Below are 23,390 nucleotides of genomic sequence, written 5' to 3' on the forward strand. Positions count from 1 at the left end.
GTTTTGCTTTATCTGCACGATGAAAACCGCCTGTTCAAAGGAGTCTGACTGGATCATGAGCACCAAGCCTTCCCTCATCCTCACCCGATTGGACGTACAACGTCTGGAGCGTCTGATCGACAGCCTCGACGAGAGTACGCCGGGTGTGCTCGCCCTGCAGGGCGAGCTGGACCGCGCCGAGCAGGTGGTCGGTCACGAGGAAGTCCCGGCTGGCGTGGTGACCATGAACTCGCGCGTGCACTGCCGTGAGGAAGCCAGCGGCAAGGACTACCACCTGACCCTGGTATACCCGAAGGATGCCGGGCCGGAAGGTAAGGTCTCGATCCTGGCGCCGATCGGTTGCGCCTTGCTGGGGTTGTCGGTGGGCGCGCAGATCGACTGGCCGGCCCCTGGGGGCAAGACCCTCAAGCTGAAGCTGCTGGAAGTGGAATACCAGCCGGAAGCGGCGGGCGATTTCGACCTGTAAGGGCCAGGGGGGCCGCTTTGCGGCCCATCGCGACACAAGGCCGCTCCGACAGGATGACGCATTCCCCTGTAGGAGCGGCCTTGTGTCGCGAAAGGGGCGCAACGCGCCCCCGGCAATTCAAGCTTCTTGCGCCAAAACCTGCTCCAACCCCTCGTTCAAAGCCTGCTCCAGCTCCCGCTTGTAGCGCAGGTACAGCTGCGTCGACCCCAGCTGGTCATCCAGCAACTCGGACAAATCCAGGTCCGTGATGTAGCAGCGGTACTGCCCTGCACCACGTCGCTGCCCGATGATCTGCCGGGCCACCACCGCATACAACTGCTCACCATGCTCCAGTTCGGAAAACTCCTGCTGGTCGCAATACAGCGTCACGTGCGCCGCGCCTGCCACCCCGGCCTGGATGATCGCCTGCACCTCATAGTAAGGCTGGTCGCTACCCTCGACCGGCGCCTGGCGCGGCTCGATGCTGCGCGCCTTGCCTGGCCCGGAAGGCAACAGTTGCGCGTAGTGGATGTCCAGTGAAGCCGCGCGCTGGGTGTCCAGCGGTAGCCGGGCATCACGGCGCATCACCACCGAGCGCAGAAAACGCTGCAGCGGCAACAGCAAGTGAGCTTCGTCGTGCAGCGGCAGGCGTTGCTGCCACAGGGCATTGTATTCATCCAGCACGTACAACTCGGCCCAGCCACCCTGCAGGCGGTAGAACACCTGGATGCAGGCCGGCCGGCCCTGCTCCAGCACCAGGTGCAGGTCGTGGTCCTGCAGGGCGTTGGCATCCAGGTACAGCGGGCTGTAGGCGCTACGCTCTTCGCCCAGGTGGTCCAGCAGTGCCTCGTGCTCGGCCAAGGTAGTGAGGCCGACATGCCCGGCCATCAGCTCCAGCACATGGGTGTGCTGGGCCACCTGAAGCAGGTAGCGGTGGTTCAGGCCCTGGTCCAGCAGCAGTTGTACGGTGTCGAATATTTCCTCCACGCGTTGGCCTATGGCCTGGGCGCGGCTCTGGCAGAAGCAACGCACCCGCACCTTCGGCCGGTGTCCGCGCGGCACGGGGCTGTTGAGAAAGTCGCGCAGGCAGCGCACCAGTGCGTGCTCGCCGTCATAGTGCTGGACCAGTACTTCGTTCCAGCTGTTGAGGATGACCTGGTCCAGGGTCAGGACCAGGTTTTCGCGCACGCCTGCGTAGCTCAAAGAGTCGGTGCGCTCGGTGGTCATCAGGATGTTCAGGTCGCGGTGGTGGCGCAGCGGGTCGATGGCGACGTTGACCAGCAACAGCACCTCGTCGGCAACGCTCGGCTGCAACAAGCGCACCTCGCTGACGGTCGGCAAGGGCAGGGGAATGCTCTGCTGCAGGCAGCCGATCAGGTTGAATAGCTCGAATTCGCTGAGGTCGCTGACACCCGGGTGCAGCGCCAGGCGCGTGCTGCTGTCGATCACTCCGTTGCGATAAGCCCAGGTCAGCAACTCGAGCACCTCGCGGCAGCGTTTGAGCGGGCTGAAGTGGTCCACCTCATGGGGGCTCAGGTTGCCGGTGTACAGCTCCCAGTGATGGCTGCCGGGCTCCTTGCGATTAGGCGCTTGTACCAGGGTCAGGGTGCCTTCGGCCAGGTCCGGGGCGATACCGGGGTTGATGACTTCGACCTTGCCGGCGCGGCGCTCGAAGGCGGCGTAAAGGCGCCGGCCCAGCACATTGAGATCGCGTTGGTCGGCGCGGCTGCTGGCGTTCTGGGTGCGAGCGAACTGGCTGAGAAATCGGTAGCTATGGTTCAGTTCGGCCACCAGTTCACGGCGCTCGATGGCAACCTGCTGCACCTTCCATTGATTGCGACTGTCCAGCAGGGCCAGCTGGCGCTCGTCCCAACCCCATTCGTCGGCCAGGCGCTGCAACAGCCGGCGTTGCCAGCCATTGGCCCGGGTCGGGTCGCTGAGTTTCTTGTTCACCTTCAGGTACAGGCTGCGCCGCACCAGCTCCAGGCGCGCGTGTTCGCCACGCTGCAGCAGGTAGCGCTCGATGCGCCGGTACACCATCACGTAGGGGTCCAGCTCGTCGAGGTCTAGCTGGTTGGCGAACACTGCCTGCTTGTAGTCCAGGCTCAGGCAGCGAACGGTGGGGTGCTCGCTGGCATAGGCCTCGGTCAGCAGCAGCTTGAGCAGCGACTTGTAGGGCGAGTCGATGCCTTTGAACAGCTGCCACAAGCCGGCGCCGACGAACTCGCCGGGCGGGATGTGCGCCAGGTTGCCGAGATCGAGGGCGTCCTGGCTGCGGATGAAACGCTTGGACAGCAGGGTCTGGGTATAGGTGTGGTAATCGTGTTCCTGGTAGACCGGCACCAGCCACCACAGTGGCGTGCGCCCGGCCAGCCAGATAGTGGTGCGGTAGAACTCGTCCAGCAGCAGATAGTGCTGGGTGGTGCCGCAATCGTCGGAGCCGAGCTGGCCTTCGCGCTGGCCTTGGGCGAAACCTTGCGTGTCGATCAGGAAGAAGTGCGCCTCGGCACCCAGGCTTTCCGCCCATGCCTCAAGCAGCTGGCATTTGCGGCGCAGTTCGTCCAGCAGCTCATCGGCCATGCCCGGGGCGTGGCAAACCCACAGGTCCATGTCGCTTTGCTCGGCTTGGGCCAGTGAGCCCAGGCTGCCCATCAGGAACAGGCCGTGGATCGGCCGCGGCGGATTGCCATGACGGGCCTTGTAGGTGAACGAGCGGGCAAGACGCTGTGCCTCGACTACAAGATCGGCGCCTGGCTCGTAGCCCGATACGCCGGCAGGGGTGCTGCCGGAGACATAGCCTGGCAGCAGCGGGTGGTTCACATGAAACAGCAGCGGCAGCAGTGTCAGCACCTGTTGCTGGCGCGTCGACAGGCCCTCCAGGGCCCGCTGCAGCCGGCCCTGGTTGAGCCGCAGGAAGCGCGCACGCAATGTCGCCAGGACCTTGCGGTCGATGCCTTCGTCCAGGTCGGGGCGGATTTCGTGGGGGTGGTTCATTGCGCACTCGGGCAGGCCAGCGGGGCTGTGGCGAGTGTAGCCTGAGTGGCTGGGTCGGATAAGCGGCAATTGAAATATTGGCGCCATTTTCCCAGCGCGCGAGGGCGGCGGGCTGCAGCTTTCGTAGCGCTTGAGGCATGATGGGGGCCTCCAGCTGATTGCGAGGTTTTCCGATGCGTGTGTGGATCGATGCCGACGCCTGCCCCAAGGCGGCCAAGGATCTGATCGTCAAGTTCGCCCTCAAGCGCAAGTTCGAGGTAGTGATGGTGGCGGGCCAGGCTGTGGCCAAGCCGGCGTTCGCGATCGTGCGCCTGATCGTGGTGCCCAGCGGCATGGACGCGGCCGATGATTACCTGGTGGAGCACGCCGTGCCTGGTGAGTTGGTGATCTGCAGTGACGTGCCGCTGGCCGACCGCCTGGTGAAAAAGGGCGTGGCGGCGCTGGACCCCCGCGGGCGCGAGTTCGACGAACGCAACATGGGTGACCGGCTGGCGGCGCGCAACTTGTTTACCGAGTTGCGCGAGCAGGGCCAGGTGGGGGGAGGGCAGGCGCCTTATGGCGAGCGCGAGAAGCAGGCGTTTGCCAATGCGCTGGACCGGATCATCGCCCGGTTGTCCAAACCCTGAAGCGACCCGGCTGGCAGGATGGACACGACGTGTGGGAGCGGCCTTGTGTCGCGAAAGGGCCGCGAAGCGGCCCCAGGATTTCAGCTTCGCCGCATAAATTGCCGGGGCCGCGCTGCGGCCCTTTCGCGACACAAGGCCGCTCCCACAGGGACCGCGTCAGATTCTGAATCTTGCACCAGTTACTCGTGCGTCAGCTCCAGCACCCGATCCACCAGCTTGTAGATCCCGCCAGCCGCTTCACTGATCGACTTGGCCTCCATGTACGCCGGGGTGGTCACCAGCTTGCGCTGGGTGTCCTCGACAATATCGTGCACATCGCATTCTTCATGAGTGCCACCCATCTTCTGCACGGCCGCCGCAGTGCCAGCGTCGGTACCGATGGTGCAGACCACGCCTGGCCCGTAGATCTTCGCCGCCAGCGCCGGCGAGATGCAGATCAGGCCGACCGGCTTGCAGGCGTCGGCAAAGGCTTCGGCCAGGGCCAGCACATCCGGGTTAACGGTGCAGTTGGCGCCTTCCACGGCAAAGTTGGACAGGTTCTTCGCCGCCCCGAAACCGCCCGGCACGATCAGCGCATCGAAGTCTTCGGCCTTGGCCTCGCGGATGTCCTTGACCTCGCCGCGGGCAATGCGCGCCGACTCCACCAGCACATTGCGCGATTCGGGCATTTCCTCGCCGGTCAGGTGGTTGATCACATGCATCTGCGCAATGTTCGGCGCGAAGCACTGCACCTGCGCACCACGCTGGTCGAGGCGCAGCAGGGTGATCACGCTTTCGTGGATTTCGGCGCCGTCATAAACGCCACAGCCGGAAAGAATCACCGCTACTTTTTTTGTCATGCTTTTTACTCCAGTGTCGAGGCGCTAAATGTCCTCTAGTTTGGCAGATGTAGCCATAGGGATTCCTGCAAGCGCGGCCTAATCTTGGCGGATAACGTCTGAGGTCGTACCCATGGACCTGATCCTGCTGGCCGTGCCGTTCTTCTTCGTGCTGATCGCCGTCGAACTGCTGGCCGACCGTGTGCGTGGCCAGCGCAACTTCACCCTCGCCGACTCGATCAACAGCCTCAGCACCGGTGCGCTGTCGACCAGTACCGGGTTGCTGACCAAAGGGGTGGGGCTGGTGACCTATGCCCTGGCGTTCGAACACATGGCGTTGCTGCGCCTGCCGCCGCAGGCCTGGTGGGTGTGGTTGCTGGCCTTTGTCCTGTACGACTTCTGCTACTACTGGCTGCATCGTCTTGGCCACGAGCGCAACGTGCTGTGGGCTGCGCATTCGGTACATCATCAGAGCGAGGAGTACAACCTCACCACGGCGCTGCGCCAGACCAGCAGTGGGTTCATCTTCTCGTGGCTGTTCTACCTGCCGCTGGCGTTGCTCGGTGTGCCGCCGCTGGTGTTCATCACGGTGGCATCGCTCAACCTGCTGTACCAGTTCTGGGTGCATACCCGGCACATTCCCAAGCTGGGCTGGCTTGAGTGGGTGTTGATCACGCCATCCAACCATCGCGTCCACCATGCGCAAAATCCTGCTTACTTGGATCGAAATTACGGCGGCGTGTTCATTCTCTGGGATCGTCTGTTCGGCACCTTCAAAGAGGAGGACCCAGCCGAGCCGGTGGTGTTCGGGGTGACCACGCCGCTGGCCAGCTGGAACCCGCTGTGGGCCAACCTGCAGTTCTATGCCCAGCTCTGGCACGACGCCCGGCGCGCCGACAGCCTGTGGGACAAGCTGCGCATCTGGTTCATGCCCACCGGCTGGCGCCCGGCCGATGTGGCCGCACGCTACCCGCAGGCCAAGCAGGACCTGGCGTTGTTTCGCAAGTTCGAGGTTGCCTTGGGCCGTGCGCAGCAGGCCTATGTGGCGGCGCAATTCGTGGGTTACGTGGCGCTAGGCAGCTATCTGATGGAGGTGGCCGAGCGCGTGCCAACCGCCGCCCTGGTACTTGGCTGGGCGCTGATGGCGTTTGGCTTGTTCGTACTTGGCGCGCTGCTGGAGAACCGACCATGGGCCATGCGCCTGGAGTTGGTACGGTTGCTGGCGAATGCGCCGGCGCTGTACCTGGCGGGCGCACTGGGCCTAGCGGTGGTCGTGCCGCCGACCTGGTTGTTCCTCGTGGCTTACAGCCTGCTCAGCCTCTGGGGCCTGGGCTTTGCCCGCCGCCTTGCGCTCCGCGCGCAACGTGCGGAAGCGCCGGCGCAGCCACAACAGGCCGCCCAGCGCCAACAGGCCACCGAGCACCCATAGCTCGTAGCGCTTCACGTTGCCCAGCAGGCCTTCGAGGATGGCGCCGAAGTGATACGCGGCCGCGCCCAGGGCCACTGCCCAGATGGCAGCGCCAAGACCATTCAGCAGCAGGTAGCGGCGTGGCGGGTAGCCGGACAGGCCAATGGCCACCGGCATGACCGTGCGCAAGCCATAGACGAAGCGGAAACTCAGTACCCAGATGTCGGGGTGGCGACGGATGTGGTCCAGCGCCCGGTCACCCATCGCCTGCCAGCGTGGCTTGCGCGCCAGGATCCTGCGCCCGTGGCGGCGGCCCATGAAGTACCACAGCTGGTCGCCGGCATAGCTGCCGAAAAATGCCACCAGACACACCAGGTTGATGTCCATGTAACCGCGGAACGCAAGGAATCCTGCAAGCACCAGGATGGTCTCGCCTTCGAAGAAGGTGCCTAGAAAAAGGGCGAAGTAGCCGAAATCCTGCAGGAATTGTTGAAGCATTTTCTGAGGTGCTGGCGAAATGAACGCGAAGCCTACCCCTTCGCGCGCGTTCGTGAAAGTGTCCAGATGTGTCTCGACATGAACAATTCCTGCTTGGAGAATGCCAGAAGCCACGCGCCACGGCTTGCCCTGGCGTGTAACACAGGCGTCATAATGGGCGCTTATCTTGCCGCTCAATAGATGATAGGGCGTTAACGTCCTCAGGAACGCCAGATGAATAATGAAGTGCTAACCCCTGTCGCGATCAAGGATGCTCAGGAACTCCCCGAAGAGATGGTGCAGACCCCGCCAGACCTGCCGCCAGCGCCCCTGCCTGCCGAACCGGTGGCAGAGACTGCGGCCCCGGCCCCTGCGCCGGCCCCGGCGATCGTCATCCCAGGCCTGGACGACAGCAGCCTGTACATTCATCGCGAACTCTCGCAGCTGCAGTTCAATATCCGTGTGCTGGAGCAGGCGCTGGACGAGAACTACCCGCTGCTCGAACGCCTCAAGTTCCTGTTGATCTTCTCTAGCAACCTCGACGAATTCTTCGAGATCCGCGTCGCCGGCCTGAAGAAGCAGATTAACTTTGCCCGTGAACAGGCCGGTGCCGACGGCCTGCAGCCGCACCAGGCGCTGGCGCGTATCAGCGACCTGGTGCACAGCGAAGTGGAGCGCCAGTACGCGATCCTCAACGACGTGCTGCTGCCCGAGCTGGAAAAGCACCATATCCGCTTCATCCGCCGGCGTTACTGGACGCCCAAGCTCAAGACCTGGGTGCGCCGCTACTTCCGCGACGAAATCGCCCCGATCATCACCCCGATCGGCCTCGACCCGACCCACCCGTTCCCGCTGCTGGTGAACAAGAGTCTCAACTTCATCGTCGAGCTCGAGGGTGTCGACGCCTTCGGCCGCGATTCGGGCCTGGCGATCATCCCGGCCCCGCGCCTGCTGCCGCGGGTCATCCGGGTGCCGGAAGAGGTGGGTGGGCCGGGCGCCAACTATGTGTTCCTGTCGTCGATGATCCACGCGCACGCCGACGACCTGTTCCAGGGCATGAAGGTGAAGGGCTGCTACCAGTTCCGCCTGACCCGTAACGCCGACTTGGCGCTGGACTCCGAAGAGGTCGATGACTTGGCCCGCGCCCTGCGCGGCGAGCTGTTCTCGCGCCGCTACGGTGACGCCGTTCGCCTGGAGGTGGCCGACACCTGCCCGAAACACCTGTCGGACTACTTGCTCAAACAGTTCAGCCTCAGCGAAAGCGAGCTTTACCAGGTCAACGGCCCGGTCAACCTTACCCGCCTGTTCAGCATCACCGGCCTGGACAGCCACCCCGAGCTGCAGTACACGCCGTTCACCCCGGCGATCCCCAAGCTGCTGCAGAACGCCGACAACATATTCAGCGTGATCGGCAAGCAGGATATCCTGCTGATGCACCCGTTCGAGTCCTTCACCCCGGTGATCGACCTGCTGCGCCAGGCCGCCAAGGACCCGCACGTGCTTGCCGTGCGCCAGACCCTGTACCGTTCCGGGGCCAACTCGGAAATCGTCGATGCGCTGGTGGACGCGGCGCGTAACGGCAAGGAGGTCACTGCGGTGATCGAGTTGCGGGCGCGCTTCGACGAAGAGTCCAACCTGCAGATGGCCAGCCGCCTGCAAGCGGCCGGTGCGGTGGTGATCTACGGCGTGGTCGGCTTCAAGACCCACGCCAAGATGATGCTGATCCTGCGCCGCGAGCAGGGCGAGATCGTGCGTTATGCGCACCTGGGCACTGGTAACTACCACGCCGGCAACGCCCGCCTGTACACCGACTACAGCCTGCTGACCTCCGACGACGCCCTCACCGAGGACGTCGGCAAGCTGTTCAGCCAGTTGATCGGCATGGGCAAGACCCTGCGCATGAAGAAGCTGCTGCATGCGCCGTTCACCCTGAAGAAGGGCATGCTCGACATGATCGCGCGGGAAACCCAGTTTGCCCTCGAAGGCAAGCCGGCGCATATCATCGCCAAGTTCAACTCGCTGACCGATGCGAAGGTCATCAAGGCGCTGTACAAGGCCAGCCAGTCGGGCGTGAAGATCGACCTGGTGGTGCGTGGCATGTGCTGCCTGCGCCCAGGCATTCCGGGGGTTTCGCACAACATTCAGGTGCGCTCGATCATCGGCCGCTTCCTCGAGCACACGCGGGTGTTCTACTTCCTCAATGGCGGCGAAGAGCAGATCTACCTGTCCAGTGCCGACTGGATGGAGCGCAACCTCGACAAGCGCGTCGAAACCTGCTTCCCGGTGGAAGGCAAGAAGCTGTTGCTGCGGGTGAAGAAGGAGCTGGAAGGCTACCTGACCGATAACACCCACGCCTGGACCCTGCAGCCGGACGGGCGCTATGTGCGCAGCACGCCGACCGGCAACCAGAACCCGCGCAGTGCCCAGGCGACCCTGCTGGAGCGCCTGAGCAACCCGGTCCTCAACGTACGCTGAGGACGAAGCCGACCCGGGCCAGCCACTCCGCCTCGTTGGCGAAGTCGGCCTGGGTCAGCTGGTTCTGTTCCAGCCAGCCCTCCGGGAAGGCGACATCGAGGCTGCTGTCGGCAGCCTTGAGCTCGACCTTCGGCATCTGCTGATTGCCACGGATGTGGTGGAACAGGATGGCGAAGCGCAGCAGCACGCACAGGCGCAGCAGCTTGACTCCTTCCTCGCCCAGTTCGGCGATCTTGTCCTTTGGGATGTTGCGGCGATGGCCGCGTACCAGCAAGGCCATCATCTGCTGGTCCTCGCGGGAGAAGCCCGACAGGTCGGAGTGCTCGATCAGGTAGGCGCCGTGCTTGTGGTAATGGTAGTGGGCGATATCCAGGCCGATTTCGTGCACTTTCGCCGCCCAGCCCAGTAGATCGCGCCAGTTCCCGTCTTTGAGGTCCCACGCGTCGGCCACCTGGTCGAAGGCGTGCAATGCCTTGCGCTCGACGCGTGCAGCCTGGCCCTGATCCACGTGGTAGCGCTCCATCAGCGAGTTCAGGGTGCGTTCGCGCACATCTTCGTGGTGGTGGCGGCCCAGCAGGTCGAACAGTACGCCTTCGCGCAGGGCGCCGTCGCAGTGGTCCATGCGCTGCAGTTCCAGGGCATCGAAGATCGCTTCGAGAATCGCCAGGCCCGCCGGGAAGATGGTGCGGCGGTCCGGCTTGACGCCTTCGAAGTCGATCTTGTCGACCTCTCCCAGCTTGAACAGCTTGCGCTTGACCCAGGCCAGCCCTTCGGCGTTGACCTCGCCATTGCCCAGGCCGCCTGCCTTGATGGCGGCGCCGATGGCACGAATGGTACCGGACGAGCCGATGGCCTCGTCCCAGGTCAGGCGGTGCAGGGCATTCTCGATGCTCATCAGCTCCAGGCGCGCGGCGGTGTAGGCCTGGGCGTAGCGGGCCGGGGTTATTTTGCCGTCGCGGAAGTAGCGCTGGGTGAAGCTTACACAGCCCATCTGAAGGCTTTCGCGCAGCAGCGGCTCGAAGCGCTGGCCGATGATGAACTCGGTACTGCCGCCACCGATATCGGCCACCAGGCGCTTGCCGGGGGTATCGGCCAGGGTGTGCGACACGCCCAGGTAGATCAGGCGCGCTTCTTCACGGCCGGAGATCACCTCGACCGGGTGGCCAAGGATGGCTTCGGCGCGCTGGATGAATTCGTTGCGGTTGCGCGCTTCGCGCAAGGCGTTGGTACCGACGATGCGCACGGAGCCTGCCGGCATGCCGTTGATCAGTTGGGAAAAGCGCTTGAGGCAATCCAGGCCTCGTTCCATTGCCTCTTCACTGAGCATGCGTTCTTCGTCGATGCCGGCGGCCAGCTGAACCTTCTCGCCGAGCCGCTCGAGAATGCGGATTTCGGTATGGTGGGCCTTGGCCACGACCATGTGGAAGCTGTTGGAGCCAAGGTCGATGGCGGCGATCAGGGACAGGTTCTTCGCGATGGTATGCGGCATGATCTGGTTGTTCTCGGTCGTTAACCCGGCAATCGTGCCACGATAGCAGGCTGTCGCCAACGCGTGGTACACAGCCGTTGAGCTGGCCTTGATGCAAGGCAATGTGCCATTCGATGCTATGACGTTTGTATGACAGTTTCGATTCGTGGCGTCTTGCACAACTATAGTTACACTCAATCGTCCGCGGCTTCCTGTAGGAGACGGGTGCGGCTATGATGGGCAACGTTTTTTATTGCTTACGACCTTGGAGATTTCCATGAGCGACAAAATCAAACACGTCACCGACGCCAGCTTCGAAGCCGACGTACTGCAGGCTCAAGGCCCGGTGCTGGTCGACTACTGGGCTGAATGGTGCGGCCCATGCAAGATGATCGCTCCGGTTCTGGACGACATCGCTACCACCTACGAGGGCAAGCTGACCGTCGCCAAGCTGAACATCGACGAGAACCAGGAAACCCCGGCCAAGCACGGCGTGCGTGGTATCCCGACGCTTATGCTGTTCAAGAACGGCAACGTCGAAGCCACCAAGGTCGGCGCCCTGTCCAAATCGCAGCTGGCCGCGTTCCTCGACGCCCACCTGTGATGTAAAAAAAGCCCCGCAGATGCGGGGTTTTTTTTGCCTCTGCAAAGGCAGTCTTGCCCATGTAGGAGCAGCCTTGTGCTGCGAAAGGGCCGGTAAGGCTGACGTTGTCGCTGCGGCTGATGGCCTCTTCGCAGCACAAGGCCGCTCCTACAGACAGGTGTGTTGCAGCTGAAAATGGCAGGGCAAAACCACTAGACGCAGAAAAAAGCAAGTGTTACATTCGGCCTCGCACTGCTTCTCCAGTGCCCTCTACACGCCGTCGCCGAAGCATCCCTAATTCGAATCAGTACGCGATCTTGTCGCCATCTAGCGGCGCGGCCTCATTAAGCCAGAAGCTTAATTCTCCCTTCTTACATGATTACGTCATTCCCCTTATGAACCTGACTGAACTCAAGCAAAAGCCGATTACCGATCTTTTGGAAATGGCCGAACAGATGGGCATCGAAAACATGGCCCGTTCGCGCAAACAGGACGTGATTTTCGCCCTGCTGAAGAAGCACGCGAAAAGCGGCGAAGAGATCTCGGGTGACGGCGTGCTGGAGATTCTCCAGGATGGTTTCGGTTTCCTGCGTTCGGCTGATGCGTCCTACCTGGCCGGCCCTGACGATATCTACGTCTCGCCCAGCCAGATCCGCCGCTTCAACCTGCGTACCGGCGACACCATCGTCGGCAAGATCCGCCCGCCGAAGGAAGGGGAGCGTTACTTCGCCCTGCTGAAGGTCGACACCATCAACTTCGACCGCCCGGAAAACGCGAAGAACAAGATCCTGTTCGAAAACCTGACGCCGCTGTTCCCGAACAAGCGCCTGAAGATGGAAGCCGGTAACGGCTCCACCGAAGACCTGACCGGGCGCGTCATCGACCTGTGCGCCCCGATCGGCAAAGGTCAGCGTGGCCTGATCGTTGCTCCGCCGAAAGCGGGCAAGACGATCATGCTGCAGAACATCGCGGCCAACATCACCCGTAACAACCCCGAGTGCCACTTGATCGTCCTGCTGATCGACGAGCGCCCGGAAGAAGTGACCGAAATGCAGCGCACCGTGCGCGGCGAAGTGGTTGCCTCCACCTTCGACGAGCCGCCAACCCGCCACGTGCAGGTTGCCGAAATGGTAATCGAGAAGGCCAAGCGCCTGGTCGAGCACAAGAAGGATGTGGTCATCCTGCTGGACTCCATCACCCGTCTGGCGCGTGCCTACAACACCGTGATCCCGAGCTCCGGCAAGGTACTGACCGGTGGTGTCGACGCCCACGCCCTGGAGAAGCCGAAGCGCTTCTTCGGCGCCGCGCGTAACATCGAGGAAGGCGGTTCGCTGACCATCATCGCTACGGCGCTGGTCGAAACCGGCTCGAAGATGGACGAAGTGATCTACGAAGAGTTCAAGGGCACCGGCAACATGGAGCTGCCTCTGGACCGCCGCATCGCCGAGAAGCGCGTGTTCCCGGCCATCAACATCAACCGCTCCGGTACCCGCCGCGAAGAGCTGCTGACTGCCGACGACGAGCTGCAGCGCATGTGGATCCTGCGCAAGTTGCTGCACCCGATGGACGAAATCGCCGCCATTGAGTTCCTGGTCGACAAGCTCAAGCAGACCAAGACCAACGACGAGTTCTTCCTGTCGATGAAGCGCAAGTAAGCGTTTCAGGCCGGATTTGATTGGGGCTGCTTCGCAGCCCATCGCCGGCAAGCCAGCTCCCACAGGTACTGTACAGCTCTTGAAGCTTGTGCGGACTCTGTGGGAGCTGGCTTGCCGGCGATGGGGCGCGAAGCGGCCCCAAGTCATTTTTGGCCATTGGGTACTGAACGGCGCTACACTCTGCACCCCCGACCGATACGGCCAACATGAGGCTTCTGCATGCAGTATCGCGACTTGCGCGACTTCATCCGTGGCCTGGAACAGCGCGGCGAGCTCAAGCGCATCCAGGTTCCGATCTCCCCCGTCCTGGAAATGACCGAGGTCTGCGACCGCACCTTGCGTGCCAAGGGCCCTGCATTGCTGTTCGAAAAGCCCACCGGCTTCGACATCCCGGTGCTGGGCAACCTGTTCGGCACCCCGGAACGTGTGGCCATGGGCATGGGTGCCGAGTCGGTCGATGAACTGCGGGAAATCGGCAAGCTGCTGGCCTTCCTCAAGGAGCCCGAGCCGCCGAAGGGTCTGAAGGATGCCTGGTCCAAGCTTCCGATCTTCAAGAAAGTCGTGTCGATGGCGCCGAAAGTGGTCAAGGACGCGGTGTGTCAGGAAGTGGTCATCGAGGGTGATGACGTCGACCTCGGCGCTCTGCCAATCCAGCACTGCTGGCCGGGCGACGTGGCACCGCTGATCACCTGGGGCCTTACCGTCACCCGCGGCCCGAACAAGGACCGTCAGAACCTGGGCATCTACCGCCAGCAGGTTATCGGCCGCAACAAGGTCATCATGCGCTGGCTCAGCCACCGTGGCGGCGCCCTGGACTACCGCGAATGGTGTGAGAAGAACCCTGGCCAGCCGTTCCCGGTCGCCGTGGCCCTGGGCGCCGACCCGGCCACCATCCTCGGCGCCGTGACCCCGGTGCCGGACACCCTCTCCGAGTATGCCTTCGCCGGCCTGCTGCGTGGCAACCGCACCGAACTGGTCAAGTGCCGGGGCAGCAACCTGCAGGTACCGGCCACCGCCGAAATCATCCTGGAAGGCGTGATCCACCCGGGCGAAATGGCCCCGGAAGGCCCGTATGGCGACCACACCGGCTACTACAACGAAGTGGACAGCTTCCCGGTGTTCACCGTGGAGCGCATCACCCATCGGCAGAAACCGATCTACCACAGCACCTACACCGGCCGGCCGCCAGATGAGCCGGCGATCCTCGGCGTGGCGCTGAACGAAGTGTTTGTGCCGATCCTGCAGAAGCAGTTCCCGGAAATCGTCGATTTCTATCTGCCACCGGAAGGCTGCTCGTATCGCATGGCGGTGGTGACCATGAAGAAGCAGTACCCGGGCCACGCGAAGCGCGTGATGCTGGGTGTGTGGTCGTTCCTGCGACAGTTCATGTACACCAAGTTCGTTATTGTCACCGATGACGATATCAATGCCCGTGACTGGAATGACGTGATCTGGGCCATCACCACACGCATGGACCCCAAGCGTGATACGGTGATGATCGACAACACCCCGATCGACTACCTGGACTTCGCGTCGCCGGTATCCGGGCTGGGGTCGAAGATGGGCCTGGACGCCACGCACAAGTGGCCGGGCGAGACTACACGCGAATGGGGACGGGTCATCGTCAAGGACGAAGCCGTCACCCGCCGTATCGATGAGCTGTGGGATCAGTTGGGAATAGATTGATGCAGGTAACGTTGCAGCCGTCCGGGGCGGTGCTGGCGCTCGAACCCGGGGAACGGATCCTGGATGGAGCGCGGCGGCTGGGCTATGACTGCCCGAACAGCTGCCGCAATGGCAATTGCCATGTCTGCGCCGCGTTGTTGGTCGAAGGCCGGGTACGCCAGGACGGCGAAGTCCGCGACCATGGCGAGCTGTTCACCTGCATTGCCGAACCGCTGGAGGACTGCGTGTTGCTCTGGGATGGTGTGCTCGCCCTTGGCGAGCTGCCGGTGCGCAAACTGGCGTGCAGTGTCAGTGAGTGCGTCGAGGTCGGTGGCGACGTCTGGCGCGTGCGGTTGCGCGCGCCGGCTGGCAGGCCGCCGCGCTACCACGCGGGGCAGTACCTGATGATCGAGCGCGAAGGCGGCAAGCAGGCGGCGTTTTCGCTGGCTTCCGCACCCCATGCCGGGCGCGAGCTGGAGCTGCATGTGCTGGCGCGCGAGCCCAGTGCGCTGCAACTTATCGAGCAGCTCAAGCGCGACGGCCTGGCGCGCATTGAAATGCCGTTCGGTGACACCCACCTGGCCGAGTTGCCCGATGGGCCGCTGGTGTTGATCGCTGCTGGCACCGGCATGGGCCAGATGCACAGCCTGGTCGAGCATTGCCGGGCACAGGGTTTCAAGCACCCGGTGCACCTGTACTGGGGCGTGCGTCGGCCCGAGGACTTCTACCAGATCGAGCACTGGGACGAATGGCAGCGCCTGCCCAACCTGTTCTTGCACCAGGTGGTCAGCGACCTGTGCGGTTGGGAAGGCCGTTGCGGCATGCTGCATGAGGCGGTCTGCGAAGACATCGCCGATCTCAACAGCGTGCATGTATATGCCAGCGGCTCGCCGAACATGATCTATGCCACTCTCGACGCCCTGGTCGAAGCCGGGATGGATGCGCACCGTATGCGCGCCGATGTGTTTGCCTACGCACCACGCGGCTAATAACCGAAGTTTGAAATTATGGGTATAAGGCGGTAATTGTTACCGCCTTGGCTAATAACTTTCACAGTTGCCGAAACAGTACTTTCCAGTCGTCGGGAGCGCGGATGAAACTCTGGCGCGAGGGCTTGAGTATTCCTGCACTTCTGTCCTATGGTTACTGCAAGCGCCCTTGGTACAGAGGCTGGGGGCGCATCGTAATCGAATCTCGCTACATCCGTAGTTCACAGGGATAATGGCGGCAGCTTATGTCGGCACTTGAAAGTATGTCCTGGGAAGTTTCATATCCACCGACACTCGACTTCGGTCAGCAACATACTCGCGAACAGTTGTTCAATTCCATGAAGACAACCATGTCTCGCCATCAGGGTGGGCCGGTGTGGCTGTTCGCCTATGGTTCCTTGATCTGGCGACCGGAGTGCAACTCGGTGGAACGCCAACGCGCGCGGGTGCATGGTTACCACCGTGGCTTGTACCTGTGGTCGCATGAGCACCGTGGCACCCCGGAAACCCCTGGCCTGGTGTTCGGCCTGGACCGTGGTGGCTCCTGCAGCGGTTTTGCCTATCGGCTGGATGACAGCTGCCTGGACGATTCGCTGATGGCCTTGTGGCAGCGCGAGATGCCGTACCCGGCGTACCGGCCGCACTGGCTCAGCTGCCGGTTGGATGATGGCAGCAAGGTGCAGGCCCTGGGCTTCGTGCTGGAGCGGCATTTGCCGTGCTATGCCGGGAACCTGCCGGACACCCTGCTAAGCCAGATCCTGGCCAGTGCCAAGGGGCGCTATGGCACCACGCGTGATTATGTCGAGCAGACCCTGAATGCCCTGCGCAGCCACCAGATGCCCGATCGCAACCTGGAGGCGCGTTTCAGGCGCTGCCATAACCTGCGCGAAGTCTGATTGGCCTGCACCAGCCTCTTCGCGGGCACGCCCGCTCCCACAGGTACTCCACTGGCCTTGGACGCTGTGGAGATCCTGTGGGAGCCGGCTTGCCGGCGATAGGGCCCTGACAGGCAAAAGATTTCTCAATCCTTACCTGGCCAGCACCACCAACTTACCCACAGCCTGACGCTGCCCCAACTTTTCAATGGCAGCCCCTGCCTCAGCCAGTGGATAAGTCTGCGACACCAGCGGCTTCAACTTGCCTTCGGCATGCCATGCAAACAGCTGTCGGAAGTTGGCCGCATTGTCCTCCGGCTGACGCTGGGCAAACGCCCCCCAGAATACCCCGAGCACCGCCGCACCCTTGAGCAACACCAGGTTGGCCGCCAGCTGCGGGATGGTCCCGCTGGCAAAGCCCACCACCAGCAACCGGCCATTCCAGGCCAGCCCGCGCACGGCCTGCTCGAACAACTCGCCACCCACCGGGTCGTAGATCACGTCTACGCCCTGGCCACCGGTCAGGCGCTTGATCTCGTCACGCAGGCTGGCCTGGCTGTAGTCGATCAGTTCATCCGCGCCGGCTGCCTTGGCCACGGCCAGTTTTTCCGCACTGCTGGCGGCCGCGATCACCCGCGCGCCCATGGCCTTGCCGATCTCCACCGCCGCCAGGCCGACCCCGCCGGACGCACCCAGCACCAACAGGGTCTCGCCCGCCTGCAACTGGCCGCGCTGGCGCAGGGCGTGCATGGAGGTGCCGTAGGTCATGCCGAATGCCGCGGCAGTGGTGAAGTCCATGCTCGCCGGGATCGGCAACACATTGTAGAGCGGTACCGCCACCTGCTCGGCGAATGCACCCCAGCCGGTCAGCGCCATGACCCGGTCACCGACCTTGAATGCGCCGGCCTTTTCCCCGACTGCGGCCACCACGCCCGCTGCCTCGCCGCCGGGGGAGAACGGCAACGGTGGCTGGAACTGGTACTTGCCTTCGATGATCAGGGTGTCGGGGAAGTTGACCCCGGCGGCCTGCACATCCAGCAGGATCTCGTTTTTCTTCGGCACCGGGCTGGCTACCTCTTCCAGCACCAGGTCGCGCGCCGGGCCCAGGGTTTTGCACAACACAGCTTTCATCGGGGCTATTCCTTTGCGGGTCGTGGCCGATAAGTGTAGGAGGGCCGCCTGCCCGGTCAACGAGCATGGGGCACCCTGATGTGCAGGCATAAGTGGCGGCACAAGCACGGGCTTGGGTTTGAGCGGCATGCTGGGTAAGCTGGCACCAACTGTATTGAGGAGCGAATTCTTGAAAGCGTGGATCTTGATGGTGCTGGCGCTGCTGCTGCCGGCTGCGGCCATGGGCGAGGAAGCCAAGGAAGGGGCGCCGAAAGTCGCCTACATCAGCCTGAGTCCGCCCTTTGTGGGCAACTACGCCCTCGACGGTAGCCCGCGGCTGCGCGTGTACAAGGCCGACGTGGCCCTGCGCGTGACCGGCGACGAAGCCGCCAAGGCGGTGAAGCACCACGAGCCGCTGATCCGCAACCAGCTGGTGGCGCTGTTCACCCAACAGTCGGTGGACAGCATGAGCAACGTCGAGGCCAAGGAGCATCTTCGCCAGGAAGCGCTGAAACAGGTGCAGCAGGTGATGGAAGCCGAAGAGGGCAAACCGATCGTTGAAGACCTGCTGTTCAATAACCTGATCGTGCAGTGATCCGCTCGTTCGAGTTGACGCGCTTCGGGTGGAATCTACTTTCAATGGCCTGGCAGGGACCTGTGGGAGCGGGCAAGCCCGCGAAGCAGGCGGCGCGGTGAGTGGCACCGGCTTCGCCGGTGTTCGCGGGCGTGCCCGCTCCCACAGGGATCGCGCAGACTCTTATATTTGAACCGGGCAAGTGGTCTTGGGTTTTGCTCAGGACGCCAGGCTTCGGCGAAACCGCGCCAGCGCCACGCCGAAGAACACCAGCCCGATCACAGCCAGCGCCAGGATGTCCGGCCACACCACCGTCCAGCCGGCATCACGGAACAGGATTGCGGCGCCAAGGCTGACAAAGTGCGTCGACGGCGACCCTTGCATCACCCACTGCAGCCACTGCGGCATGCTGTCCAGCGGTGTGCTGCCGCCGGACAGCAACAGCATCGGGATGATCACCGGGATTGCCAGCAGGCCGAATTGTGGCGTCGAGCGCGCCAGGGTGGCGAGGAAGATGCCCAGTGCGGTACTGGCGAACAGGTACAGCGCCGTCACGGCCAGGAACAGGCCCATCGAACCGGACAGCGGCACGCCAAGCGCGCCCTTGACCACCACCACCAGCGAAATCCAGGTACAGATCACCACTACCAGCGCGTTGCTGGCAATCTTCGCCAGCATGATTTCCAGCGCGGTCAGCGGTAGCACCAGCAGGTGGTCGAGGGTGCCGTGCTCGCGCTCGCGCAGCAACGCGGTGCCGGTGAGGATGATCGCCAGTATGGTGATGTTGTTGACGATCTGGATCACCGCCAGGAACCAGCCGCCCTCCAGGTTGGGGTTGAACAGAGCCTTGGCGTTTATTAACACCGGGCTCTGTGTGTTGCTGCGCTGGCTGTAGTCGAGCAACTCGCGTTCGAAGATGCGGCCGATGTAGCCGGCACCCATGAACGCCTGGCTCATGGCCGTGGCGTCGACATAGATCTGCAGTTCCGGCGAGCGCCCGGCCAGCAGGTCGCTCTGGAAGTTCACCGGCACGTTGATCACGAAGGTGTACTGGCCGCTGTCCATGGCCTGGTCCAGACGCTGCGGGGCCAGTGGCACGGCGGGCTGGAACTCGGGTGGTTGCAGGGCTTCACCAAGCTTGCGCGATAGCAGGCTGTGGTCTTCGTCCACCATCGCGACACTGGCGTTGTGCACGCCGATCACCGAGCCGGCTGCTGGCATGTAAATGGCCACGCTGAAGGCATACAGCAGGAACAGCAGTAGCACGCTGTCATGGCGCAGGCTGGTCAGCTCTTTCAGGCCAAGACGCAGGGTGTGGTTCAGGCGTGACATATCAGGCCTCCTGCTTCTTCAGCATGGCCAGGCTCAGGCCGGTGAACACGGCAAAAAAGCTGAGCAGGATCAGGCACTGCGGCCACAGCTCGCGCAGTCCCAGCGCCTTGGTGAAGGTGCCGACCGCGATATCGAGGAAGTAGCCCGCCGGGAACAGTTGGCCCATCACCGCCGCCGCGCCGTCCAGCGACGAGCGTGGCACGATCAGCCCGGAAAACTGGATGGTCGGCAAGCTGGTGATGATCATGGTGCCCAGGATGGCGGCGATCTGGGTGCGGGTGAAGGCCGAGATCAGCAGGCCCAGGCTGGTGGTCGCCAGCAGGTAGGCGACGCCGCCACAGGCCAGGGCCAGCACGCTGCCCTTGAGCGGCACGGCGAACAGCCAGCGGTTCATCGCCACCAGCAACGCCAGGTTGACCAGGCTCACGGCCAGATAGGGCATCTGCTTGCCGAGCAGAAACTCCAGGCGGGTGAGGGGTGTGGCGTAGAAGTTGGTGATGGAGCCGAGCTCTTTCTCGCGGACGATACCCAGCGCGGTGAGCATGGCCGGGATGAAGGCCAGGATCAGCGCCATTACCCCAGGGCCGATGGCGTTCACGCTGACCACATCCTGGTTGTAGCGAAAACGGGTTTCCAGGCGCACCAGGTCCTGGCGCGGCTGCGGCTGTGGGCTGGCTTTGGCCAGTTGCTCGAGGTTGGCCTGGTGCACGGCTTCCACGTAATTGCGGCTGGTTTCGGCGCGGAACGGCATACCGCCATCGAGCCAGGCGGCCACCACCGGTTGACGCCCGGCGTAGAGGTCGCGGCCGAAGCCAGGTGGAATTTCCAGTGCCAGTTTGATTTCCGAGCGCTGCAGGCGCTGGTGCATTTCGCGGGTGTCGCGGATGGGCGCCTGTTCGGCGAAATAGCGTGAACCACGGAAGGCTTCGAGGTAGGCCCGGCTTTGCGGGCTCTGGTCCTGGTCGTGTACGGCGAAGGCGAGGTTTTCCACATCCAGTGAAATGCCATAGCCGAAGATCACCATCATGAACATCGCCCCCAGCAGGGCGAAGGCCAGGCGCACCTTGTCGCGCAGCAGCTCCTTGCCCTCACGGCTGGCCACCGCCAGCAGGCGACGCAGGCTGAAACCCTGGCGCAGCGCCGGCGCAGGCGTGGCGGTCTGCTCCAGCACGGCGTTGTCGGTGGCTTGCGGCGCCAGTTCCTGAGCCTGTTCCAGGCAGCGTACGAACGCATCTTCCAGGGTGTTGCCCTGATACTGGCGTTGCAGGGCTCCCGGCGTGTCGCAGGCCAGCACCCGGCCTGCATGCATCAGCGAGATGCGGTCGCAGCGTTGGGCTTCGTTCATGAAGTGGGTAGAAAGGAAAATGGTCACGCCCTGCTCGCGTGACAGCTCCACCAGCAGGCGCCAGAAGTCGTCACGGGCAGCCGGGTCGACGCCGGAGGTGGGTTCGTCGAGGATCAGCACTTCCGGGCGGTGCAGCACCGCCACCGCCAGTGACAGGCGCTGGCGCAGGCCGAGGGGCAGGGCGCCGGATGGCTGGTCGGCGATGGCAACCAGGTCGAAGCGCTCGATCAGCTCGTCGATGCGCTGGGCGCTCTCGGCCTTGGGCAGGTCGAACAGGCGTGCATGCAGAGTGAGGTTCTGCCGGGTGCTCAGCTCGCCATACAACGAAAAACTCTGCGACATGAAACCGACCCGTTTGCGCGTGGCCAGGTCACTGGCATCCACCGGGCGGCCGAGCAGGCTGGCGCTGCCTTCGCTGGCCGGCATCAGGCCGGTGAGCACTTTCATGGTGGTGGTCTTGCCGCAGCCGTTGGAGCCCAGGAAGCCGAAGATCTCCCCGCGGCCAATGGCGAAGCTGACCTTGTTCACGGCAGTGAAATCGCCAAAGCGCAGGGTCAGGTCGTGGGCCTCGATGGCGACCGGGCTGTCAGCGGCCAAGCGCGGCGGGATGATGAGCGGAGGGTGTTGTGCCTTGCCCGCGCCCTGGTAGTGAGTGAAGGCGTCGTCCAGCTTGCCGCTGGGGGTGACCGCGGCCAGCTCATGGCTGGGGCCGGCGGCCAGCAGGCGGCCGCCATCGAGCATCAGGCAATGCTCGAACTGTTCGGCCTCCTCCATGTAGGCGGTGGCCACCAGCAGGGTCAGTTGCGGGCGCTGTGCACGCACCTGTTCGACCAGCTCCCAGAAGCGCCGCCGTGACAGCGGGTCGACGCCGGTGGTCGGCTCGTCGAGGATCAGCAGGTCCGGCTCGTGGATCAGCGCGCAGCACAGGCCAAGCTTCTGCTTCATGCCGCCCGACAGTTTGCCCGCCGGGCGCTCGGCAAAGCGCTGCAGGTCGGTGGCCTGTAGCAGGTTGGCCATTCGCTGTTCGCATTCGCGACGGCCGAGGCCGAACAGGGTGGCGAAAAAGCGAATGTTCTCGCTGATCGACAGCTCTGGATACAGGTTGTTGCCCAGCCCCTGCGGCATGAACGCCACTTTCGGGTATAGCGCCCCGCGATGGCGCCGCTGGCGGATCGAGCCACCCAGCACCTGCAGTTCGCCCTGTTGCAGGCGCTTGACGCCGGCGATCAGCCCCAGCAGGGTCGATTTGCCAGCCCCGTCAGGGCCGATCAGCGCGCAACGGGTGCCCGCCGGCAGGCTGAACCCGAGGGGATGCAGGGCCACCAGGTCGCCGTAGCGATGGCTGATACCCTCGGCCAGCAGTGCCGGGGCGTTCATTGCAGGTTGGCCGGCCAGTCCACCTCAGCCGTGCGTACATAGCCGGCGCCTGGCATGCCCGGCTTGGCCTGCGGCACGGCGCCCGGGTCGGTCAGGCGCAGCTTGACCCGGAACACCAGCTTCTGCCGCTCGTCGCGGGTTTCCACCTGCTTGGGGGTGAACTGGGCCTTGGCCGCGACAAAGGCCACCTTCGCCGGCAGCGCCCGCTCGGGCAGGGCGTCGAGCACGATCCGTGCCTGGTCGCCGACGGTCAGCCGGCCGCTGGTGGAGGCGGGCAGGTAAAGGTTCATGTACTGGTCGCTGGCGTCGATCAACATCAGCACGCGGCCGCCGGCACCCAGCACTTCACCGGGCTCGGCCAGGCGCAGCTGGATGATGCCGTTGATCGGTGCGCGCAGACTGCTGTCGTCGATTTCGCTGGTGAGCTGCGCTACCTGGGCCTCGGCGGCGCCGATGGCGGCCTTGATCGCCGCCAGTTGGGCGCGGGCGGCGACCACGGCGGCGTTGGCTGTGTCGAAGCGCGCCTGCTGTTGGTCGAGCAATTGCTGGCTAGCGTATTTGCGTTGGAAGATCTCACGCACGCGCTTGAGCTCCTGGCTGGCCAGCAGCAGTTCACTTTGGCGCAGCTGCACGCTGGCCTGGGCGGCGGCGTAGTTTTCCCGGGCGCGCAGCACTTCGGCTTCGGCCTGGCTGCGCTGGGCTTCCATGGTACGGGTGTCGATGCGCGCCAGCAGTTGGCCGCGAGACACCTTGTCACCTTCGTCGACCAGCACCTCGGCCAGGCGGCCAGGGATTTTGCTGGCGATCTGCACTTCGGTGGCTTCCAGGCGGCCGTTGCCCATGCTCAGGCCTTCGGGCAACTGGTCGTGGATCGACTTCCAGTACCCTAGCCCACCGGCTGCTGCGAGTAGGGCGATCAGCGCGGTGGCGAAGATCCTGGGGGCGTATCGGTTCATCGGTCTGCATCCTTGCGGTCATGCACACTGCATCATGGTCCGCGGCCATGCGTAGCGTGTTGATATCGGTCAAGCCCATGACAGGGGCTGCTTCGCAGCCCATCGCCGGCAAGCCAGCTCCCACAGGGGCAGCGCATGGCTTGAGGTCTATGCAGTCGGGGTGGGAGCTGGCTTGTCTGCGATGGGTCCCAAGGGGGTCCCCTTTTGTTTTGGCCCTC

General features: G+C 63.7%; 17 protein-coding genes and 1 pseudogene. 10 read left to right on the forward strand and 8 right to left on the reverse strand.

Features of this window, described 5'->3' with window-relative positions:
- Positions 1-55 precede the first annotated feature (55 nt).
- Positions 56-466: a nucleoside diphosphate kinase regulator gene (rnk, locus tag ACLCGK_RS06000; RefSeq protein WP_015272249.1), complete on the forward strand. Its 411-nt coding sequence runs from the start codon at positions 56-58 to the stop codon at positions 464-466.
- Between the two features lie 117 nt (positions 467-583).
- On the opposite strand, the gene ACLCGK_RS06005 is transcribed toward rnk, so the two are convergent.
- Complete coding sequence (locus ACLCGK_RS06005) at positions 584-3,439, reverse strand: class I adenylate cyclase (RefSeq protein WP_410951496.1); 2,856 nt, start codon at positions 3,437-3,439, stop codon at positions 584-586.
- Positions 3,440-3,612: 173 nt separating this feature from the next.
- On the opposite strand from ACLCGK_RS06005, the gene ACLCGK_RS06010 reads away from it, so the two are divergent.
- Positions 3,613-4,065, forward strand: coding sequence for a YaiI/YqxD family protein (locus tag ACLCGK_RS06010; protein ID WP_013974739.1), 453 nt, complete (start codon positions 3,613-3,615; stop codon positions 4,063-4,065).
- A gap of 179 nt (positions 4,066-4,244) precedes the next feature.
- Here ACLCGK_RS06010 and elbB read toward each other — a convergent pair whose 3' ends face one another.
- Positions 4,245-4,904: an isoprenoid biosynthesis glyoxalase ElbB gene (gene elbB, locus ACLCGK_RS06015; protein ID WP_004375530.1), complete on the reverse strand. Its 660-nt coding sequence runs from the start codon at positions 4,902-4,904 to the stop codon at positions 4,245-4,247.
- A gap of 310 nt (positions 4,905-5,214) precedes the next feature.
- Here elbB and ACLCGK_RS06020 point away from each other — a divergent pair.
- Positions 5,215-5,643 (forward strand): annotated as a pseudogene (locus ACLCGK_RS06020) (sterol desaturase family protein); the annotation flags it as partial.
- Positions 5,644-6,144: 501 nt separating this feature from the next.
- On the opposite strand, the gene ACLCGK_RS06025 reads toward ACLCGK_RS06020, so the two are convergent.
- Positions 6,145-6,789, reverse strand: a complete 645-nt coding sequence (locus tag ACLCGK_RS06025) for a DedA family protein (protein WP_085721342.1) — start codon at positions 6,787-6,789, stop codon at positions 6,145-6,147.
- Positions 6,790-7,002: 213 nt separating this feature from the next.
- On the opposite strand from ACLCGK_RS06025, the gene ppk1 reads away from it, so the two are divergent.
- Positions 7,003-9,243, forward strand: coding sequence for a polyphosphate kinase 1 (ppk1, locus tag ACLCGK_RS06030; RefSeq protein ID WP_410951497.1), 2,241 nt, complete (start codon positions 7,003-7,005; stop codon positions 9,241-9,243).
- On the opposite strand, the gene ppx is transcribed toward ppk1, so the two are convergent.
- Positions 9,230-10,732, reverse strand: a complete 1,503-nt coding sequence (gene ppx, locus ACLCGK_RS06035) for an exopolyphosphatase (protein ID WP_004375529.1) — start codon at positions 10,730-10,732, stop codon at positions 9,230-9,232. The genes ppk1 and ppx overlap by 14 nt on opposite strands.
- Before the next feature lie 256 nt (positions 10,733-10,988).
- Here ppx and trxA point away from each other — a divergent pair, with 256 nt between their 5' ends.
- The 5 genes from trxA to ACLCGK_RS06060 all read left to right on the forward strand — a co-directional run bounded on the left by trxA (position 10,989) and on the right by ACLCGK_RS06060 (position 16,499).
- Positions 10,989-11,315, forward strand: a complete 327-nt coding sequence (gene trxA, locus ACLCGK_RS06040) for a thioredoxin TrxA (protein WP_063424113.1) — start codon at positions 10,989-10,991, stop codon at positions 11,313-11,315.
- Positions 11,316-11,689: 374 nt separating this feature from the next.
- Positions 11,690-12,949, forward strand: coding sequence for a transcription termination factor Rho (rho, locus tag ACLCGK_RS06045; protein WP_003253661.1), 1,260 nt, complete (start codon positions 11,690-11,692; stop codon positions 12,947-12,949).
- A gap of 219 nt (positions 12,950-13,168) precedes the next feature.
- Positions 13,169-14,635, forward strand: coding sequence for a 4-hydroxy-3-polyprenylbenzoate decarboxylase (ubiD, locus tag ACLCGK_RS06050; protein WP_013974733.1), 1,467 nt, complete (start codon positions 13,169-13,171; stop codon positions 14,633-14,635).
- Positions 14,635-15,603: a CDP-6-deoxy-delta-3,4-glucoseen reductase gene (locus tag ACLCGK_RS06055; RefSeq protein WP_013974732.1), complete on the forward strand. Its 969-nt coding sequence runs from the start codon at positions 14,635-14,637 to the stop codon at positions 15,601-15,603. The genes ubiD and ACLCGK_RS06055 overlap by 1 nt, the downstream gene beginning before the upstream one ends.
- A 245-nt stretch (positions 15,604-15,848) precedes the next feature.
- Positions 15,849-16,499 (forward strand): gamma-glutamylcyclotransferase, encoded by a 651-nt coding sequence (locus ACLCGK_RS06060; RefSeq protein WP_410951498.1) that lies wholly within the window; start codon positions 15,849-15,851, stop codon positions 16,497-16,499.
- Between the two features lie 132 nt (positions 16,500-16,631).
- Here ACLCGK_RS06060 and ACLCGK_RS06065 read toward each other — a convergent pair whose 3' ends face one another.
- Positions 16,632-17,609 (reverse strand): NADPH:quinone oxidoreductase family protein, encoded by a 978-nt coding sequence (locus ACLCGK_RS06065; protein ID WP_238067063.1) that lies wholly within the window; start codon positions 17,607-17,609, stop codon positions 16,632-16,634.
- A gap of 169 nt (positions 17,610-17,778) precedes the next feature.
- Between ACLCGK_RS06065 and ACLCGK_RS06070 the strand changes: the two genes are divergently transcribed.
- On the forward strand, positions 17,779-18,183 hold the full coding sequence (locus tag ACLCGK_RS06070) for a flagellar basal body-associated protein FliL (RefSeq protein ID WP_003259380.1): 405 nt from the start codon (positions 17,779-17,781) through the stop codon (positions 18,181-18,183).
- A 198-nt stretch (positions 18,184-18,381) separates the two neighbouring features.
- Here the strand turns inward: ACLCGK_RS06070 and ACLCGK_RS06075 are convergent, their stop codons facing one another.
- From ACLCGK_RS06075 to ACLCGK_RS06085, 3 genes are read right to left on the reverse strand one after another with little or no spacing between them, the layout of a single operon-like run.
- A complete protein-coding gene (locus ACLCGK_RS06075) occupies positions 18,382-19,494 on the reverse strand; it encodes an ABC transporter permease (RefSeq protein WP_410951499.1) in 1,113 nt (370 codons plus the stop codon).
- A 1-nt stretch (position 19,495) separates the two neighbouring features.
- Positions 19,496-22,216 (reverse strand): ribosome-associated ATPase/putative transporter RbbA, encoded by a 2,721-nt coding sequence (gene rbbA / locus ACLCGK_RS06080; RefSeq protein ID WP_410951500.1) that lies wholly within the window; start codon positions 22,214-22,216, stop codon positions 19,496-19,498.
- Complete coding sequence (locus ACLCGK_RS06085; protein WP_410951501.1) at positions 22,213-23,172, reverse strand: HlyD family secretion protein; 960 nt, start codon at positions 23,170-23,172, stop codon at positions 22,213-22,215. Before ACLCGK_RS06085 ends, rbbA begins: the two co-directional genes overlap by 4 nt.
- Positions 23,173-23,390: the final 218 nt, after the last annotated feature.

This window comes from Pseudomonas sp. S1(2024) (genome assembly GCF_046557535.1).

Excerpts from the sequence above, each read along its gene's own strand:
- rnk (WP_015272249.1), top strand. The coding sequence starts at position 56 with ATGAGCACCAAGCCTTCCCTCATCCTCACCCGATTGGACGTACAACGT.
- ACLCGK_RS06005 (WP_410951496.1), bottom strand. The coding sequence starts at position 3,439 with ATGAACCACCCCCACGAAATCCGCCCCGACCTGGACGAAGGCATCGAC.
- ACLCGK_RS06010 (WP_013974739.1), top strand. The coding sequence starts at position 3,613 with ATGCGTGTGTGGATCGATGCCGACGCCTGCCCCAAGGCGGCCAAGGAT.
- elbB (WP_004375530.1), bottom strand. The coding sequence starts at position 4,904 with ATGACAAAAAAAGTAGCGGTGATTCTTTCCGGCTGTGGCGTTTATGAC.
- ACLCGK_RS06025 (WP_085721342.1), bottom strand. The coding sequence starts at position 6,789 with ATGCTTCAACAATTCCTGCAGGATTTCGGCTACTTCGCCCTTTTTCTA.
- ppk1 (WP_410951497.1), top strand. The coding sequence starts at position 7,003 with ATGAATAATGAAGTGCTAACCCCTGTCGCGATCAAGGATGCTCAGGAA.
- ppx (WP_004375529.1), bottom strand. The coding sequence starts at position 10,732 with ATGCCGCATACCATCGCGAAGAACCTGTCCCTGATCGCCGCCATCGAC.
- trxA (WP_063424113.1), top strand. The coding sequence starts at position 10,989 with ATGAGCGACAAAATCAAACACGTCACCGACGCCAGCTTCGAAGCCGAC.
- rho (WP_003253661.1), top strand. The coding sequence starts at position 11,690 with ATGAACCTGACTGAACTCAAGCAAAAGCCGATTACCGATCTTTTGGAA.
- ubiD (WP_013974733.1), top strand. The coding sequence starts at position 13,169 with ATGCAGTATCGCGACTTGCGCGACTTCATCCGTGGCCTGGAACAGCGC.
- ACLCGK_RS06055 (WP_013974732.1), top strand. The coding sequence starts at position 14,635 with ATGCAGGTAACGTTGCAGCCGTCCGGGGCGGTGCTGGCGCTCGAACCC.
- ACLCGK_RS06060 (WP_410951498.1), top strand. The coding sequence starts at position 15,849 with ATGTCGGCACTTGAAAGTATGTCCTGGGAAGTTTCATATCCACCGACA.
- ACLCGK_RS06065 (WP_238067063.1), bottom strand. The coding sequence starts at position 17,609 with ATGAAAGCTGTGTTGTGCAAAACCCTGGGCCCGGCGCGCGACCTGGTG.
- ACLCGK_RS06075 (WP_410951499.1), bottom strand. The coding sequence starts at position 19,494 with ATGTCACGCCTGAACCACACCCTGCGTCTTGGCCTGAAAGAGCTGACC.
- rbbA (WP_410951500.1), bottom strand. The coding sequence starts at position 22,216 with ATGAACGCCCCGGCACTGCTGGCCGAGGGTATCAGCCATCGCTACGGC.
- ACLCGK_RS06085 (WP_410951501.1), bottom strand. The coding sequence starts at position 23,172 with ATGAACCGATACGCCCCCAGGATCTTCGCCACCGCGCTGATCGCCCTA.